This window comes from Streptomyces sp. P3, assembly GCF_003032475.1.
Classification (GTDB): domain Bacteria; phylum Actinomycetota; class Actinomycetes; order Streptomycetales; family Streptomycetaceae; genus Streptomyces.
Genome location: NZ_CP028369.1, coordinates 9,034,915 through 9,051,439, shown reverse-complemented (window position 1 = coordinate 9,051,439; position 16,525 = coordinate 9,034,915). Strand labels below are relative to the sequence as shown.

The following is a 16,525-nucleotide window of genomic DNA, read 5'->3' as shown; positions in this document are numbered from 1 at the left end:
CCCGCTCCGAATCCGTGATCCACATCGCCCACCTGCTGCGGCTGGCGTCCTAGACCCTGCGCGGCGTCCTGGCTCGATTCGGTCTGGCCGGGCTCACCCAACCCGTGGGCACCGCCGCCGCGGCGGTCGCCGCGGGGGTGGCGCTGGAGGACGTGGCGGCGTGGTCACGCCTGCCCGTCCATGACCGTCGCCGGATCAACGCAAGCGGCACGCGGGCCGGACAGTCCCTCTGCCGGGGGCTGTTGGTCCCCCTACGAGAGCGTCGATCCGGACCGTTCGGCCCACCCGCGTCAGGCGCTTCGGCCGAGGCGCCGCCCAGAGGGCGGATCGTAGCGTTCATCTCCATGGACAACGGCAACAACGCCGGGGTTTCGGAGACCCGCGACGGGGGTGCGTGTCCAATGGCTGCCTGGCAGGGACCGGCACGATGTCAATTCCTCGCGTTCGGGCGGCTGTCCGGTCCGTGCATCGCGGCACGGCGGTGACAGCCGCCGTCGGCCCCGGCACGACACCGCTTCGCCCCCTTGCCGCCCAGCGGCCACATGCCGCGACCGGCCTCACAGAAGGACGCGCATGATCTTCGAAGATCTCCGGACGGCCTGCCGCAAGGACCCTGCCCTGCACGGTGTCCACGTGGTCGAGGTCCTGCTGTATCCCGGCCTGTGGGCGATCTGGACCCACCGGATCGCGCACCGGCTGTACCGGCTCGGTGTGCCGCTGCTGCCCCGGTTGCTGTCCCAGCTCTCCCGCGCCGTCACCGGCATCGAGATCCACCCGGGTGCGGTCATCGGTCGCCGTTGTTTCATCGACCACGGCATGGGCGTGGTCATCGGCGAGACCGCCGTCCTGGGCGACGACGTGATGCTGTACCACCGCGTCACCCTGGGCGGCACCGGCTGGTGGTCGGACGCGAAGTCGGCCAAGCGGCACCCCACGATCGGCGACCGGGTGGTCCTCGGCGTCGGCGCCACCGTCCTGGGCCCGGTCCATGTCGGCGACGGCACGATCGTCGGCGCGCACTCCCTCGTCCTGCGCGACGTCCCGGCCCACTCCTGCGTCCGCACGGCACACGCGGCCTCCACCACTCGCCCTCACCACACGGCAACGGCGCCCCCCGCCGGGCTCTTCACTCAGGCAGACGAAATTCAAGGACGACCATGACGGCCACACACCCCTCGATCGCTCCCTCCGTCACCGCGCTGATCGGCCGCACCCCCCTGGTGGCACTGCGCCGCTACGGCGCGCAGCTGCCCGCGCGTCTGGTCGTCAAACTCGAGTCCGCCAACCCCGGCGGCAGCGTCAAGGACCGCATCGCCCTGGCGATGATCGAGGACGCCCAGGCCACCGGCGCGCTCCGGCCCGGCACCCGCCTCGTCGAACCGACCAGCGGCAACACCGGCATCGGTCTGGCCATGGTGGCCGCGGCCAAGGGGTATCCGGTCACCTTCACCATGCCCGAGAGCGCGAGTGCCGAGCGGCGCGCCCTGCTGCGTGCGTACGGTGCCGAACTCATCCTGACTCCGGCTGCCGACGGCATGACCGGCGCCATCGTCCGCGCCACCGAACTGGCCGAGCACCACGGCTGGTTCATGCCGCAGCAGTTCCGTAACCCGGCCAATCCCGACGCCCACCGCCGCACCACCGCTCAGGAGATCTGGGACGACACCGCCGGGCAGGTCGACGTCCTGGTGGCCGGCGTCGGCACCGGCGGCACCGTCACCGGCGTCGGCCAGGTGCTGAAGCAGAAGAAGCCGGAGGTCACCGTGGTGGCTGTGGAACCGGCCGAGTCGGCCGTCCTGTCCGGCAACTCCCCCGGCCCGCACCGTATCCAGGGCCTCGGCGCCGGCTTCGTCCCCGACGTCCTCGACACCGACGTCTACGACTCCGTGCAGCGTGTCTCCGCGCCCCGGGCCCGCGCCGAGGCACGCCGCCTGGCCCGCACCGAGGGCATCCTCACCGGCGTCTCCGGCGGTGCCGCCCTGTGCGCGGCCACGGCTGTCGCCCGCCACCCACAGCACAAGGGCGCCCTGATCGTCGTCGTTCTGCCCGACACCGGAGAGCGCTACCTCAGCACGGACCTGTTCCACGACCAGTAGGAGGCGCCGCGGAGCCGGAACACGCGGAGACGGCCGCATCGGTGCTGGAACAGGCTGCCGTGACTTGCCCACTGGGCCCCTCGATCGGGACCTTCGGCCCCCGCACAGCACCGACATCCCAGGTTAGGTTCGCCTTAGTAGCAGCGGTGCAGGCAGAGAGTGAGGCAGGACGATGGCATCAACGGACCAACAGGCCCTGCAGACGAGTGTCCCCGTTCCGGGCGACGGCCTGGACACCGCCCGTATGCCCGGCCACTGGCTGCTGGCCCGCCTGGGAAAGCGCGTACTGCGCCCCGGCGGTGTGGAACTGACCCGGTGGATGCTGGACGCCCTCGGCGTGGATCCGGAGGACCGGGTGGTGGAGCTGGCCTCCGGCCTGGGAGCCACCGCGCGGCTGACCCTCGCCCGCCGTCCGGCCGCCTACACCGCCGTCGACCGCGACGCCGCGGCCGTGGCCGCGCTGAGCGCCCTCGCCGCCCCCGGCCCGACCAAGGTGCGCGCCATACGGTCGGACGCCGCGGACACCGGGCTGCCGGACGGCGACGCCACCATCGTGTACGGGGAGGCGATGCTGACGATGCAGCCCTACCCCGCCAAACGGCGCGTCGTACGGGAAGCACGCCGCCTCCTCGACGACTCCACCGGCCGCTACGCCATCCACGAACTGTGCCTGCTGCCCGACGACCTGGACCCCGCACTCGCCGACCGGATCACCGCGGACCTGCAGGACGCCATCCACGTGGGCGCCCGCCCCCTGACCCCCACCGGCTGGACCGAACTCCTCGCCACCGAGGGTTTCACCGTCACCGCCCGCACGACGGCCCCGATGGCACTGCTCGAACCCCGCCGAATGATCGACGACGAAGGACTGATCCCGGCCCTGCGCATCGTCGGCCGGGCACTGCGGAACCCGGCCGCGCTGCGCCGCCTGCTGCACATGCGCCGCGTCTTCCGACGCCACAGCGCCCACCTCGTCGCCATCAGCCTGCTCGCCGTCCCCACCCCGACCGAAACCCCCACCGAACCCTGAGGAAGCGCCCCATGACCGCCACCGTGATCACCGACCTGGCCGCCGAACTGGCCGTGCCCGAGGACGGCACCCTCAGCCGCGTCCTCTACCGCGACGACCGCCTGCGCGTGGTCGGCTTCGCCTTCGCCACCGGCCAGGAACTGACCGAACACACCTCCGCCCTCCCCGTGGTCATACAGGTCGTCCAGGGGCGCCTCGACCTCGTCCTGGGCGACGAGAAGACCGAGGCGACGCCGGGGAGCTGGATCCACCTGCCCGCACGGCTGCCGCACACCGTGCGCGCCACCGAGCCGAGCGTCATGCTGCTGACCATGCTGCCCGCCCCCGAACCGTCCGGACCAGCGGCGCCTTCCGCAGCCTGACCCGCTCCTGGACACCACCGGGCAGTGCGAGCGATGGAGCAGGGTGTGTGCGACCGTGCCCACCCGCTCCACCCGCGGGCGTGGCCGGTTCGGGTGCCGGCGGGTGCCGATGACGACGACAACCTCACGGGTGGCGTCCAGCAGTGCGTGCGCCGGGCCGGTACGAACAGTGCCGGCCCGGACGGCGGCTTCGGGGTACTGCTCGTGCGGCTGGGCCGGCGTGAAGCGCGGTACCGCCTCCTCAGCCCGGTCCCACTGGTCGAGTTCCCGCTGGCCGGGACTCGTGGCGGGCATCGGCGACGGCATCTCGGGGGTGATGGCCGGTGCGTGACGGTGTGCAGGACGCGCAGCCACGCACCGGCGCCGCGCCGCCTCCTCGAAGGCGTAGGCGGCGGCATCCGTGTCGGCTTCACTCTCCAGGGCGAGCAGCGCCTCGCGGCCGTCGTCGCACGGGCGGTCGCCGCGGACTACCAGCAGCGGGCCCTGCGTGCGCGCGGCCAAAGGCAGACTCACCGAGCCGAACAGCAGGCCCGCTGATTCCGCCGAAGCCCCGGGTGCCGACGACGGTGACGGCCGCGGCCTCACCCTCGCGCGCCGGCATCTCCACGGGGCCTCCCTCAGCGGCACTGGTCAGCACCGACAGGCCGCGGTGACGCTCGCGAACGCGTCCGACGGCCGAGGCGAGAATCGGCGCGGCCTCGTCCCGGTGGGGCACGGCGTACACGACGCGCGGCCCGGCACCGCGCCGCGCCGCCTGCGCGGCGGCCCAGCCGAGTGCGCGTACGGCGACCAGCGGGCCGTCCACCCTCGCGGACTGCGGCGTACGGCATTCGGTGGCCTCCGTCGATACACAGACGGGCAGCAGCGGTACGGCACACGGGCAACGCCGCAACCGCTGTGCTGCCCATGCCATGACCGGCCCGTCGGCGGGGCTGTCTGCCCCTGGCGCTCTTGGTGCAGTTCGGCCCGGGCGGGCGAGCCGTGTGGCGGGCGGACCCGGGCCCGCCCGAGTGGCGTCGCGGGGACCGTAGGGCCCTGGGGTGAGGGCCGGACGGCCCCCTCCCCCCGGGGAAGGTGCGCGGCCAGGATCGGCGTGGAACCCATGTCGAGGAGGGCGCGATGGCGGACGCGGAGGTGTTGTTGGCCAGGGCGGTCGGTGAACGGCACGTCCTGAGCGGGGATCAAGTCCCTGCCGAGTACGCCGGCGACGAGTCCCTGGCCACTGCCCGGCAGGCGCCCGCATACCTGGTGCGGCCCGCCGCGACTGCCGAAGTGGCGGAGGTACTGAGGATCGCCGGCGAGACCGGGATCCCGGTGACCGCCCGCGGATCGGGGACCGGGATGTCGGGAGGGTGCGTGCCCCGGCCGGGCGGGATCGTGGTCTCGTTCGAGCGGATGGACCGCATCCTGGACATCGACGCGGTCAACCACGTGGCCGTGGTGCAGCCCGGCGTCACGCTGGCCGATCTCGATCGCCGGGCGGCCGAGGCCGGACTGTGCTACCCAGTGCGGCTCGGCGAGCCCAGCGCCAGCGTCGGCGGCACCATCGCCACCAACGCCGGCGGCATGCACGCCGTCCGGCACGGGGTCACCCGTCATCACGTGCTCGGTGTCGAGGCGGTCCTGGCATCCGGCGCGACCGTGCGCAGCGGCGGCCGGTACGTCAAGACGTCCACCGGCTACGACCTGGCCCAACTGCTCGTCGGTTCCGAGGGCACGCTCGGCCTGGTCACCGAGGCGACCCTCCGGCTGCGGCCCCGGGCCGGCCACTCCACCACCGTGCTGGCGGCGTTCGAATCGGTCGAAGACATCTTCCGGGCGATTCCGTCGCTGGCGGGCAAAGGCCTGGAACCGGCCGCTCTGGAGTACGTCGATCTGCTGGCCATGGCGGCGATCGCGGACGACCACGGCATCGGGCTGGGCGTCCCCGAGGCCATGCGCGCTACCGCGCTCGGCTACCTGCTCGTCGTGCTGGAAGGCCACGTGGCGCAGCGGGTCGAGGAAGACGCCGAGGCGGTGGGCGAGCGGTTGCTGGGGCTCGGCGCGGCGGACGTGTTCGTGCTGCCCGCGGGTGTCGCGAGGAAGCTGGTCGAGGCCCGTGAGCGGGCCTTCTGGACGGCGAAGGCGGCCGGCGCCGACGACATCGTGGATATCGTCGTACCCCGTGGCGAGCTGTCCGGCCTGCTGAGCGCCGCCCACGCCGTCGCCGAGGGCACCGGGTCGCTGGTCACCGGTTGCGGTCACGCCGGCGACGGCAACGTGCACCTGTCGGTCTTCCAGCAGGATCCGGTCCTCCGCGACGAGGTGCTGCGTCATCTGTTCCGGGCGGGCCTGGACCGCGGCGGTGCGCTCTCCGGCGAACACGGGATCGGGCGGGCCAAGAAGCCGTACTTCCTACGGCTGGAGGACCCGGCCCGGGTCGAGCTGATGCGCCGGATCAAGCACGCCTTCGACCCCGGCGGCGTCCTCAACCCAGGTGTCCTCTTCGACTGAGGCCACCGGCCCCGGTTCTTCTCCCCCTGTCAGCATGACGATCACCACGCGAGAACGGGATGCGACATGAACGGTGCGGAAGCGGTCGTGGCCACCCTGCGGGCGTGCGGCGTGCAGGTGTACTTCGCCAACCCCGGCACATCCGAGATGCACCTGGTCGCCGCGCTGGACAAGGAGCCGACAGCCAGGGCTGTGCCCTGCCTGTTCGAGGGCGTCGCAACCGGGGCGGCCGACGGGTACGGCCGGATGACCGGCCGCCCCGCCGCCACCCTGCTGCACCTCGGCCCGGGCCTCGGCAACGGCCTGGCCAACCTGCACAACGCCCGTCGCGCGGCAAGCCCGCTGGTCAACCTGATCGGCGACCACGCCACGCACCACAGGGCGCTCGACGCCCCACTCGAGTCGGACATCGACGCGGTAGCAGGCACCGTGTCCGGCTGGGTGCGCCGCTGCACCGACCCGGCGGCCGCCAGCCACGACGCGGCCGCCGCGGTGGCCGCGGCCGCCCACGGCCAGGTGGCCACCCTGATCCTGCCCGCCGACGTCTCCTGGTCGCCGGGAGCGTCCCCGGCCTCGCCGCTGCCGTCCTGGCGACCCGCACCTGTGGCCGACGACGCCGTGTCCGCCGCAGCCACCGCCCTGCGCTCCGGCGAACCGGCCGCGATCCTGCTCGGCGGCCCGGCAACCCGCGCCCCGTCGCTGCGCACAGCGGCCCGCGTCGCCGCCGCCACCGGCGCCCGCCTGCTCTGCGAGACCTTCCCGTCCCGCCTGGAACGCGGCGCGGGCCTGCCCACCGTCGAGCGGCTCGGCTACCTGCCCGAGGGGGCGCGCGCCCAACTGCACGGCCTGCGGCACCTGATCCTCGTCGGAGCCCGCTCCCCCGTCTCGTTCTTCGCCTATCCCGGGCAGCCCGGTCGACTCGTCCCCCAGGAATGCCACGTCCACGTTCTGACCGAAGCGGGCGGCGCCCCCGAGGACGCCCTCGCCCATCTCGCGGATCTGCTGCCGCCCGCACAGCCGGCTCTCGCAGCCCTGGCCACGCCGGATCCGCCGACGGGCGAACTGACCGGTGAGACGGTCGCCGCCGCCGTCGGCGCGCTGCTTCCCGAGGGCGCGATCGTGGTGGACGAGGCCAACACCTCCGGCCTGTGGCTGCCCGCAGCCACCGCCGGCGCCCCGCTCCACGACTGGCTCACGCTCACCGGCGGTGCCATCGGGCAGGGCCTGCCGCTGGCCGCCGGAGCCGCGCTCGCCTGCCCCGGCCGGCCGGTGGTGTGCCTGGAGGCCGACGGCAGCGCCATGTACACCCTCCAGGCCCTGTGGACCATGGCCCGCGAGGACCTCGACATCACCACCGTCGTCCTCGCCAACCGCTCGTACTCCGTTCTGGAGATGGAGTACGACCGTCTGATCCCTGCGTCGACCGCGGCGGGCCATCGGCACGCCCGCCGGGACCTGCTGGACCTGTCCAGGCCCGGTCTGGACTTCGTCGGACTCGCCCAGGGCATGGGCGTGCCCGCCTCGCGCGCCACCAGCGCCGAGGACTTCACCACCCAGTTGGCCAAGGCCCTCGCCGAGCCCGGTCCCCACCTCGTCGAGGCCCGCGTACCCGCGCTCTTCGGCCCCGCACGCCCGACCTGACGGCCCTGCACGCGGCCCACGGCACCTCAAAGGCCACCCAGGCCCGCCCGCGGCTCCCACGATGCCGGTGAAACAACCGGCCATGCCGGCGGGGGTGGGCAGGGCCACCAAGGCGAAGACGGCGCCGCTGCCCGCGCCGAGGGCCGCCGCGGCCATGGGCAGGAAAGCCGGCACGGGAGGACTGGCGGGCCCTGAACCCCAGGTGGAGGACTCCGCCAGGAATCCTCGCCGGCTCGTCCTGCGGAATCAGAGTCGGCGCAGTCCCCGGTCGGCCTTCACAAAGAGCCGGGTCCTGTGGACCCCCTGATCGTCCAGCCCTGCGCCTCCGCACTGCAGGCCTTGGGCCTCCCCTCATGAGCCGATCGGACGCTCAACCCAGGTAGCCCATCCCGTGGCTGATCTCCTCCGCTGCCTTGAGCAGAAGCGGCGCGAGCTCGTGCATGCGCTCCTCGGTGAAGCGATACGCCGGCCCTGACGCGCTGAGCGCGGCGACGACCTCGCCATCTCGGGAGCGGACCGGGGCCGCCATAGCGTGCAGCCCGACCTCGAACTCCTCCAGTGTCACCGCGTAGCCGCGGTCCCGGGTCTCGGCGAGGTGCCTCTCCAACTCCCGCCGGTCGGTAAGAGTGTTCGGCGTCACCCATTCCATCTCGGACGCCGCGAGCAGCGCGGCGCGGTCCTCCCCCGGCAGGTGGGCCAGCAGGACCTTGCCACTGGAGGTGGCGTGCAACGGGGTGAGCTCGCCGACCCGGCCGTGCGTGCCGATCGCGGCCGGGCCACGGAGCACGTAGAGGTTGACCGCGTAGTGCTCCTGCAGGACGGCGACGCTGACGGTCTCACCGATCTCCCCGGTGAGCCGCTCGCACACCGGCCGGCCCTGCCGGGTGATGTCGAGGCGGTCCACGACCGCGCCCGCCAGGGGCACGAGCCCGAAGCCAAGCCGGTACTTGCCCCGCCTGGCCGTCTGTTCGACCAGGCCGCGCGCCTCCAGCGCCCCGAGCAGACGGAACGCGGTCGACTTGTGGACGCCGAGCTCCGCGGCCGCCTCGCCGGCTCCCGCCTCGCCGCGCTGAGCAAGGATTTCCAGGACGCTGACGGCACGGTCGACGGACTGCACCCCGTTCGCCACGCGACCTGCTGTCGAATCCTGTGACATATGGCTCCCATCGCGCAGGTCAGCCGCTGTTCAGGCTGGGGAAGGAGGCGGCCGGGCACGTCAGCGCAACGGTGAGTGCGGCCGGGGCCGACCGCCCGGGGGCACACTCACGGGATCGCAGCGCCCCCGAACGGCACCGGTCCCGCCGCCTGAGGACACGGTGGATGAGACAGGCGGCCGGACAGCGACCGACTCGAGCGGTACGCAACGTACGCCACGCCTGGCTGGGCCGGAGACGGGGGAATGCGCCGACCCACGACGTGGCGGAATCGTCGGGTACCGCCGGTTCGATCGCCGCCAGCATGAAACACCGACCGCGTCGGTTTCCTCGGCCGATCGGCCCCGGTATCGGGACCATTGGTCCCTGTTACCGCGCTGCACAGTGGGCCGAAAGGTCACCCGGTGGGGACCGCAGGCCTCAGGTGCCCGTGGCCGTGCCCGCCTAGCGTTCCGAACCCATGGCGAACAACCAGCCGCCACCGAGGCGATCACCGGCGCCCCGCTGCTGTTCCGACTGCGCGCCGGCGCCGCCCGATTGCTCTTCGCCACCCGGCCGTTCACCCGACTCGTCCACGTCTGGAGCACCTCATCGGCTACCTCGTCCGGCCCTACCTGGTCCACCGACGCCGCACCACGACGCCCGTACCGGCGCGGCGCGGCACCTCGGCGGCCGATCCGCTACCCGTCACGCCGAATGAGAACGACCCCGTGTGCCGGTGCCGGACGCCTGTTGCTGACGGTCACCGGCTTCATCGGCCGGCTCGCCGCCTTCCGACTCACCGTCGACGACTGGCGTCGGCTCAAGGACCCAGCCTGTCAACCGGCGTGCAACATCAGCCCGGTGGTCAGCTGCGCCGGCGTCATGTCCGGTCGGGCCTCGGGTCCAGCCGGCAGGGCAGCCTGTTCGGCTTCCCCAGCATGCTGCCCGGGCTGGGATCCTTGGCCTCGGTGACCGTGCTCGGTATGACGCCGGCCGCGGGAGCACTTGCCGGCTTTCCGCTCGTGCACTCGCTGATCCGCCGGTCGCTTCTACGACCCGGCCCGGATCTGCCCGTACTACGTCGTCGTGTGGGTCATCTGCTTCGCCCTGTTCTGGTACGTGACGCTCCGCAACTTCCACCACAGTGCCGTCTCGCCGCCACGTCGCCCTTACTGGAGCAGCCCGCTCCGACGCAACAGGCCTACTGCGCCCGCAGATCGACCGGACCAGGACGTTCTGCAGCATCCACGTACGCCACCGTAGGTTACGGAACCGGAAGTTCGCGTGCCGGATCCGGCGACAACCCTTGCGAGGTCCCATGAGCACATCCCGGACGACAACGAAGCTGCCGTGGCTGATCCAGGGCGGGATGGGCGTGGGGGTGTCCGGCTGGCGCCTTGCCCGGGCCGTCGCCCGCACCGGCCAACTGGGGGTGGTGTCCGGTACCGCCGTGGACACGCTGCTGATCCGGGTGCTGCAGAGCGGTGACCCCGGCGGTCACCTGAGGCGGGCGCTGGCGGCCTTCCCCGTACCGGAACTCGCCGATGCCATACGGGAGCGCTACTTCGTCGAGGGCGGGATCGGAGCCGGCGAGCGGTTCGCAGCCACGCCCCGGCTGACGGCCGACGAAGCCTGCCCGGCCCGGTCACTGACCGTCGTGGGCAACTTCTGCGAGGTGTGGCTCGCCAAGGAAGGCCACGGCGGACCGGTCGGCGTCAATTTCCTGGAGAAGGTCCAGCTCGCCACAGTCCCCGCCATGTTCGGGGCAATCCTGGCCGACGTGGACTACGTCCTGGTCGGTGCGGGCATCCCCGCACAGATCCCCCAGATCGCCACCCGGCTCGCCCGACTCGAGCCCGTCACCGCACGGTTGGATGCCGAGGGCGACGACAGGCCGGTCGCGCTGCGTTTCAACCCTGCCTCGCTCCTGGGCGAATCCCAGCCCGGGCGCCTGCGCCGCCCCGCCGTCCTGGCCGTCATCTCGCTGCCGGCGCTCGCCTCGTACCTGGGCCGTTCCGCGCAGACCACGCCGGACGGCTTTGTCGTCGAGGGCCATCGCGCAGGCGGCCACAGCGCGCCGCCGCGCGGGCCAATGCACCTGGACGAGCGGGGCGATCCCGTCTACGGCTGCCGGGACATCCCTGATTTCGCGAAGATGGCGGCCCTCGGTCTGCCGTTCTGGATCGCCGGCGGCCAGTGCGATCCCGAACACCTGCGTCAAGCCCGGGCCGTGGGCGCAGCCGGCGTCCAGCTCGGCAGCGTCTTCGCGCTCTGCGAGGAGTCGGGCCTTGAGCCACGCCTGCGGCGTGAACTGGTCGAGCGCGAGCTTCGATCCGAGCTGACGGTGCGCAACGACCCTGCGGCCTCCCCGACCGCCTTCCCGTTCAAGGTCGCTGATCTGCCCGGCACGCTGGCCGACCCGGACGTGAGCTCTGCTCGCAGCAGGGTCTGCGACCTGGGCTATCTGCGCACCCCGTATCGCACCGAGCGCGGCGCCATCGGCTATCGCTGCCCGGCGGAACCCGACGCGATGTACCTCCGCAAGGGCGGCGCCGCCGAGGAGACCCAAGGGCGCAAGTGTCTGTGCAACGGGCTGCTGGCCGCCGTCGGGCTCGGCCAGCGCCGCCCTCATGGCGTGGTGGAACCTCCCGTCGTCACCATCGGCCAGGACCTCGGTTTCCTCCGGCAGATCACCCCCGAAGGCAGGCCGTACAGCGCGGAAGCTGTGGTGCGCTGGCTCTCCGAGGGCCTGGCGGAGGCGTCGGCGTGAGCGCCGCGCCGTGTCCCGAACGACCGGGAGCCTGGCGGCGATCCAGTGGGGTGCGACTCTTCGCGGGCGGTTCAACAGATTGAGGGAGTGTTGACTTTATCCGTCCTGCGGCGGACTGCAGACGTCAAGGCCGCAGGGCGGCCCGTGTCCGTTCCCTTCGCACGACGTGCTGCCCTTGCCTGCCCAATCCGACGGCAAGGCCCCTCAGAACGCCGTCCTCACGTCTTCCGCCGTCGTCCGCCCCGGCGCGGAGCCGGCGGGGCGCCGGCCAACAGGGCGCGGCGGCGTTGCGCACCCTGCTCCTCGACCTGGAGCACCACCTGGCGCAGCCCGTCCACGAGGCTCCGGCATTCCTCGTCACTGAGCCGCGCGGCCACGAACGTCTCCTCCTGGTCGAACGCCGGGAACAGCCGCCGCATCAGTGCCTCGCCCTCCTCGGTCAGGCTCAGCAGCACCAGCCTGCCGTCGCCGGGGTGCGCGGAACGCCTGATCAGCGCTTTCCGCTCCAGCGTCCGCGAGACTCCGGTGAGCGTCCCCTTGGAGATCCCCGCCCCCTGCGCGACATGGCGTGTCTCCGACTCACCCCGGGCCCAGACGACCCAGAGCACCACGAATGCCGTCCAGGTCAGATCGGCGCCGCGCAGTACGGAGTTCTCCAGGTGCTGCCGGATCACCGAGGCGGCGCGATGGGTGGTGGCGACGAAGGCAGTCTGGGCCCCGAAGACCGTGCCGTGGTGCATTTCCCACTCGTCCGGTTCGCGCACGCCGTGCTCGGCCGCGCCGCCGCACGCACATCCTCCGCTCTCCTGGTGGTGGGCCGCGCCCTGTTCCCCCTTGCCGCGCCGGATACCGTCGCCGCAAACCAAGTCCATGTTCTGCGCAACCCGGTGTTCCAGGTCCGTGAGCAGCGTGGTCAGGGAGACATCGGGCGCTGCGGCGAGCAGGGGGAGCACGAAGCCGCGGTCCTTGGCCAGGTGCTCCACGAGGCACACCTGCAGAGCCCGGGCATCGGCTGCCGCCCGAGCGGGGGTGGACGCTCCGCGCAGGGCGTCGACGAGCACGGCCAGGCAGCCGTGTTCGTCGACCAGGCTCTCGACGAGCAGGCGAGCCTCGGGCACGGCATGCGCGGCGCGATAGAGCGTCCGCTCTTCCGCGGCCACGTGGGGAAGGAGTTCACGGTCGCAGAAGGCCACAAGGTCGGCGCGAACGCTCTCGGTAGCGCTCGGGGCGTCCTCCACCGCGCTGAGCAGCGCCTCCACTCGCTCGGTCAACACCCCGGCCAGATGGGCGTGGTGGGCCGCTGCGGCTTCGACAGCCGTGGCCTCGTCGGGGATCGCCAGGTGAGTGGGCGCGCTCATGTGCAGTGTCTCCCATGGGTCATGGCCGGCCGGGGCAGCCGGTACGGCCGTGTCTGGGGGTCGGCCGAGTACCTGCACGTCGGGCACCTCCACCAGTAGGCCGGTGCTGTCGAGAGTGAACGGGCTGGGAGGACGCCGCGCCCATTGCGCGCCACGGCACGCACGTCGTGGTCGAGCAGTCGACGCAGCGCTCCCTTGGCGCCTGCAGTCCGGCCACAGGCCAGCATGGTGACACCCCTCGCACCCGGGCCTGGGCCCAATGGGCTCCGTTGAACGGCCTGTTGGTCCTGTTTCAGCCGCCTCACCCAGGGCCGAACGGCCGTACGAGAGTGGCTGGGCATGACCAGCCTGTCAGCGCCGAGTGGGTGCTGTATGTTCCGGCAGGGCGTCACCGGACGATAGGACCAGCCAGGCGGAACAGGACCCGGGCGTACACGAGGGTCGCCGCCGTGATGATCGTCGGGATGACCGCCAGCGCGAGTATGCCCACCAGCGCGCGGCCGCCTTCGGCGGGTTCGAAGTGTCCCCGGTCGTCGTCCAGCAGGAACCGGTAGCCGAACCACGCCCACAGTGCCAGGGACAGCAGCATCCACCCGACCGCCCACTTCTCGATCCGGTGCCCGTCCTGGCGGAGCTGCTCTGCGCCTGCCGTCATCTTTCCCCCTGTTTCGCCGGTGATCCGTAGCCCGTTCATCACAACGCGCGAGTGCCGAACGGACGCCGACCCTTTGAGGTGTTTCGGCCGAATCACTTCCTGCACTCGCGTTCGGAGCGGGTGATGTCCACCAAGTGGTTCGGTCGAACCGGTTCCTGTACTCCCGTTCGGGACGACGTGCCGCACCGCAGGGGGCGCGGGAGCACGCGCGCTCTGTCCTCGCGCACGCGAGCTGGGCTGCACAGCGCCGGCCGCCATGGCCCGATCTGCCGACGCCTCCCGCATCGACGAGGTCCCCCTTGGCTCGCACGCAAGGGGGGTGCCGCCGGCGGCGCGCCATGCCGGCGGCGGCATCGTGAGGCCCTCGGCATCGGCGACAGGTGCGTCAGCGCGCCTCGCCACCCAGGTTGACCTGCACAGCCGGTGGTGCCCTGTCTCGCTCCACCGGTCGCACATCGGATCAGACCGGTTCGGGCTGCGGTTCGCGTCGCGGTTCCGGGTGGGCCGGTACCGCCGTCCGTTGCGACAGCCTGGTGATCCGTGCATAGCCGTAGACCACCGAGGCCGTTGCCAGCATGAGCAACGGGCCGAACACCCACGGATGGGCGGCCATCTGAGTCGAGAGACAGCGGTACGACGCCAAGAACGCGGTGAAGACCGCCGCGCCGTAGACGACGAACCGCTTCGCCGACCGGTCCCAGCCACGGTCGAACGAGCGCAGCGCCATATCGATCGTGAGGGTGAACACCACACCGGCGATGATGTCCGCGCCGTAGTGGTAGCCGAAGCCCAGCGTCGCGCCCAGCGTGGCGATCAGCCAGAACGCGCCTGCGAACCGCAGCACCCACGGGCCCTTGAGGGCATGGATGAAGATCGCGGTGGCCCATGCCGTGTGCAGACTGGGCATGCAGTTGCGCGGGGTGACCCCGTCGAAAGGCACCGGCTGCGGAGTGCCGACCGGCGGCGGCGTGTGCGGCCACAGGTTGGCCACGGCCCAGTGTCCTCCGTCGGCACCGTAGGCGAAGACCGGTCCGACCACCGGGAAGATCATGTAGATGCCGGGTCCCAGCAGGCCGATGACCAGGAAGGTGCGCACCAGATGATGGCCCGGGAAGCGGCGCTCGACCGCCACATGGCGCAGTTGGTACAGCGTGACCGCGACCGCCGCGACCGCGAGCTGGATGTAGACCCATTCGAGAATGTGGGCGCCGACCGTGCCGGTGGCCGCGACGATCCGGCCCGCCAGCCACGACGGGTTGCCCAAGGCGTGATCGGCGGTGGCCACGTACTGGTCCAGCACCGTCGGGCGGGTCTTCGACGTGATCAGCAGCCAGGCGAAGCCGGTCTTGCGGCCGGCCACCAGTAGCAGGGCCAGTCCCACGCCCTTCAGCAGCAGGACACGGTCCCGGCCGGTTCGGCGCGTGACGGCGATGACACCGCAGGCCAACGTCACCCACAGTGCGCCGTTGCCGAACATCATCTCGGCGTCGACAGCCCGTCGCACGAGCCAGAAGACGACGTCGATACCGACCGCCGCACCGAGCGCGATGAACCGCTGGCGCCAGGTGAGCACCACCATCATCAACGTCATGCTGGCGTACAGCACGGTCCCTGATCTGGGTGCGAAGATCACCTCTCGCGCCTGGTCGGTGATCGGCCCCCGCTCGCCGTATCGACGCGAGGCGATCTCCAGCGCGATGAGGAATCCGAGGCCCACCACGGTCACCGCGGCCCACAGCATGCTGCGTGGTTGACGCCATGGAACCGCCCGAAGGCTACCGCTTATTCGCGAGGACCCTTGTACTATCCGAGATATCAATTTTTCAGCCGATTGTCATATTTCAACATAATTGCTGCGAGCTCGAATATGTTAGCGGAGCGGGCGGCTTCGCTGATCCCGGTACGCCGAATACAGCGATCGGCGCCATCCGCCCGCGACTCGAAGGTGACCGGACCGCCCACCGCGTCCGTCATGTCCGAGGGATACCGCCGAACACGTTCCACGCGATCAGCCGCGTTCCCGAACCGGTGAGCGACACAATCACACGGCGGTGCAGCCGAGTTGAACTCCGCCGGCGCGAGCACGTACAACCGCGGCGACAGGGTCTCCTGGATCTCGGTTGGCTTCGCAACCCCGAGCCACCAAGAGGCCCTGCCCTGCCTTCATGCCCGCGGCCGGTGGCGATCGCCCGATCGAGACTCCCGATCGATGCACAACCCTCAAGATCGGAACGACAACAGCTACTGAGGTGCTGAAGTCCGCGCGACGGCCCGCGAACCGGGGTGAGCCTGAGCTCGCGCCGCTGCCGGTCGAAAAGCGTCGTCAGCCGTTGGTCCGGTGCGTCATGCGGGCATCGCGTCCCAGCAAACGTTTCGGTCAGCCCGCCCACCGGGAGTCGAGTGCGACGGCCTGCAGGCGGCCGAGTGTGAGCGGGGGCTGCGTTCGCGTCACCGGACCGCTTTCGGCGTAGGAGTTCACTTCCTGGACGATGACCCGGCGGCCGTCGCGGTGGAGGGTGTCGACACGGTGTCCGGTCGGCGGGCCTGCGCGGCCTTCAGGTGCTGCTGGGACAGGAGACGGGACGCGCTTGGCCAAACGGGCACCCCGTCCGGCGTGCTCCGCCTCGTCCCGCTTCGCTCAGGAAACGGGCTCGGGAACTTCGCCCGGCCTGACCTGCACGATCTCGACGCGGGTGCAGCCCACCGCTTTCAGCTCGGTGCGGCGATGCTTCGCCGACCGTTTGTCGTACCTGCCGGCCGACGCCTGCGGGGTGCCGTCCGGGTCGGTCCACAGGAGACCGTAGTACTGCATCACGCTCGTCATGGAGATCATCACTTCCCCTCCCGCGACGGCGGTAAGCACGCCGCAAGGTGGCCGTGGACGACCCCGCGGCTGCCGATGCCTCAAGAGCGGCCCCAACCCGGCCACCGCTTCAGGGGTGCGGAGCGGAACCGGCCGTGCTCGGCCGTTCGCCAGGCGCTCC

The 16,525-nt window shown here is 71.7% G+C and carries 13 protein-coding genes and 3 pseudogenes; 8 read left to right on the top strand and 8 right to left on the bottom strand.

Annotated elements, in window-relative coordinates:
• Positions 1–573 precede the first annotated feature (573 nt).
• From epsC to C6376_RS40300, 4 genes are all read left to right on the top strand, one after another.
• Positions 574–1,161, top strand: a complete 588-nt coding sequence (gene epsC / locus C6376_RS40315) for a serine O-acetyltransferase EpsC (RefSeq protein WP_107448116.1) — start codon at positions 574–576, stop codon at positions 1,159–1,161.
• Positions 1,158–2,096, top strand: a complete 939-nt coding sequence (cysK, locus tag C6376_RS40310) for a cysteine synthase A (protein WP_107448114.1) — start codon at positions 1,158–1,160, stop codon at positions 2,094–2,096. The genes epsC and cysK overlap by 4 nt, the downstream gene beginning before the upstream one ends.
• A 172-nt stretch (positions 2,097–2,268) precedes the next feature.
• Positions 2,269–3,126 carry a methyltransferase domain-containing protein gene (locus C6376_RS40305; protein ID WP_107448112.1) on the top strand — a complete coding sequence of 286 codons (858 nt, stop codon included), beginning with the start codon at positions 2,269–2,271 and terminating at the stop codon, positions 3,124–3,126.
• Positions 3,127–3,137: 11 nt separating this feature from the next.
• Positions 3,138–3,488, top strand: a complete 351-nt coding sequence (locus C6376_RS40300; protein ID WP_107448111.1) for a cupin domain-containing protein — start codon at positions 3,138–3,140, stop codon at positions 3,486–3,488.
• 72 nt (positions 3,489–3,560) lie between these two features.
• Here C6376_RS40300 and C6376_RS46635 read toward each other — a convergent pair.
• Positions 3,561–4,001, bottom strand: a pseudogene (locus C6376_RS46635) (universal stress protein); the annotation flags it as partial.
• Positions 4,002–4,607: 606 nt separating this feature from the next.
• Here C6376_RS46635 and C6376_RS40290 point away from each other — a divergent pair.
• Both C6376_RS40290 and C6376_RS40285 read left to right on the top strand, forming a co-directional pair.
• Complete coding sequence (locus tag C6376_RS40290; protein ID WP_107448108.1) at positions 4,608–5,981, top strand: FAD-binding oxidoreductase; 1,374 nt, start codon at positions 4,608–4,610, stop codon at positions 5,979–5,981.
• Between the two features lie 66 nt (positions 5,982–6,047).
• Positions 6,048–7,622, top strand: a complete 1,575-nt coding sequence (locus C6376_RS40285; protein WP_107448106.1) for an acetolactate synthase large subunit — start codon at positions 6,048–6,050, stop codon at positions 7,620–7,622.
• Between the two features lie 370 nt (positions 7,623–7,992).
• Here the strand turns inward: C6376_RS40285 and C6376_RS40280 are convergent, their stop codons facing one another.
• Complete coding sequence (locus tag C6376_RS40280; RefSeq protein WP_107449452.1) at positions 7,993–8,739, bottom strand: IclR family transcriptional regulator; 747 nt, start codon at positions 8,737–8,739, stop codon at positions 7,993–7,995.
• Between the two features lie 199 nt (positions 8,740–8,938).
• On the opposite strand from C6376_RS40280, the gene C6376_RS46010 reads away from it, so the two are divergent.
• Together C6376_RS46010 and C6376_RS40270 are read left to right on the top strand one after the other, a co-directional pair.
• Positions 8,939–9,730 carry a respiratory nitrate reductase subunit gamma gene (locus tag C6376_RS46010; protein ID WP_367881076.1) on the top strand — a complete coding sequence of 264 codons (792 nt, stop codon included), beginning with the start codon at positions 8,939–8,941 and terminating at the stop codon, positions 9,728–9,730.
• A 346-nt stretch (positions 9,731–10,076) separates the two neighbouring features.
• Positions 10,077–11,528 (top strand): nitronate monooxygenase, encoded by a 1,452-nt coding sequence (locus C6376_RS40270; RefSeq protein ID WP_107448104.1) that lies wholly within the window; start codon positions 10,077–10,079, stop codon positions 11,526–11,528.
• A 218-nt stretch (positions 11,529–11,746) separates the two neighbouring features.
• Here the strand turns inward: C6376_RS40270 and C6376_RS46005 are convergent.
• From C6376_RS46005 to C6376_RS40245, 6 genes and pseudogenes are all read right to left on the bottom strand, one after another.
• A pseudogene (locus tag C6376_RS46005) lies at positions 11,747–12,217 on the bottom strand (MarR family winged helix-turn-helix transcriptional regulator); the annotation flags it as partial.
• Between the two features lie 264 nt (positions 12,218–12,481).
• Positions 12,482–12,886: pseudogene (locus tag C6376_RS46000) on the bottom strand (hemerythrin domain-containing protein); the annotation flags it as partial.
• A gap of 388 nt (positions 12,887–13,274) precedes the next feature.
• The gene (locus tag C6376_RS40260; RefSeq protein ID WP_107448101.1) at positions 13,275–13,541 is read right to left on the bottom strand and encodes a hypothetical protein; all 267 of its coding nucleotides are present in this window, start codon (positions 13,539–13,541) and stop codon (positions 13,275–13,277) included.
• 460 nt (positions 13,542–14,001) lie between these two features.
• Positions 14,002–15,282: a phosphatase PAP2 family protein gene (locus C6376_RS40255; RefSeq protein WP_107448099.1), complete on the bottom strand. Its 1,281-nt coding sequence runs from the start codon at positions 15,280–15,282 to the stop codon at positions 14,002–14,004.
• Between the two features lie 74 nt (positions 15,283–15,356).
• Positions 15,357–15,515, bottom strand: coding sequence for a hypothetical protein (locus C6376_RS44885; protein WP_216825661.1), 159 nt, complete (start codon positions 15,513–15,515; stop codon positions 15,357–15,359).
• Positions 15,516–16,179: 664 nt separating this feature from the next.
• Positions 16,180–16,374: a hypothetical protein gene (locus C6376_RS40245; RefSeq protein WP_107448097.1), complete on the bottom strand. Its 195-nt coding sequence runs from the start codon at positions 16,372–16,374 to the stop codon at positions 16,180–16,182.
• Between the last annotated feature and the right edge of the window lie 151 nt (positions 16,375–16,525).

What these genes read in the sequence shown, in the direction of transcription:
- epsC (WP_107448116.1), top strand. Translation starts at nt 574, where the DNA reads ATGATCTTCGAAGATCTCCGGACGGCCTGCCGCAAGGACCCTGCCCTG.
- cysK (WP_107448114.1), top strand. Translation starts at nt 1,158, where the DNA reads ATGACGGCCACACACCCCTCGATCGCTCCCTCCGTCACCGCGCTGATC.
- C6376_RS40305 (WP_107448112.1), top strand. Translation starts at nt 2,269, where the DNA reads ATGGCATCAACGGACCAACAGGCCCTGCAGACGAGTGTCCCCGTTCCG.
- C6376_RS40300 (WP_107448111.1), top strand. Translation starts at nt 3,138, where the DNA reads ATGACCGCCACCGTGATCACCGACCTGGCCGCCGAACTGGCCGTGCCC.
- C6376_RS40290 (WP_107448108.1), top strand. Translation starts at nt 4,608, where the DNA reads ATGGCGGACGCGGAGGTGTTGTTGGCCAGGGCGGTCGGTGAACGGCAC.
- C6376_RS40285 (WP_107448106.1), top strand. Translation starts at nt 6,048, where the DNA reads ATGAACGGTGCGGAAGCGGTCGTGGCCACCCTGCGGGCGTGCGGCGTG.
- C6376_RS40270 (WP_107448104.1), top strand. Translation starts at nt 10,077, where the DNA reads ATGAGCACATCCCGGACGACAACGAAGCTGCCGTGGCTGATCCAGGGC.
- C6376_RS40260 (WP_107448101.1), bottom strand. Translation starts at nt 13,541, where the DNA reads ATGACGGCAGGCGCAGAGCAGCTCCGCCAGGACGGGCACCGGATCGAG.
- C6376_RS40255 (WP_107448099.1), bottom strand. Translation starts at nt 15,282, where the DNA reads ATGCTGTGGGCCGCGGTGACCGTGGTGGGCCTCGGATTCCTCATCGCG.
- C6376_RS44885 (WP_216825661.1), bottom strand. Translation starts at nt 15,515, where the DNA reads ATGACGGACGCGGTGGGCGGTCCGGTCACCTTCGAGTCGCGGGCGGAT.
- C6376_RS40245 (WP_107448097.1), bottom strand. Translation starts at nt 16,374, where the DNA reads ATGATCTCCATGACGAGCGTGATGCAGTACTACGGTCTCCTGTGGACC.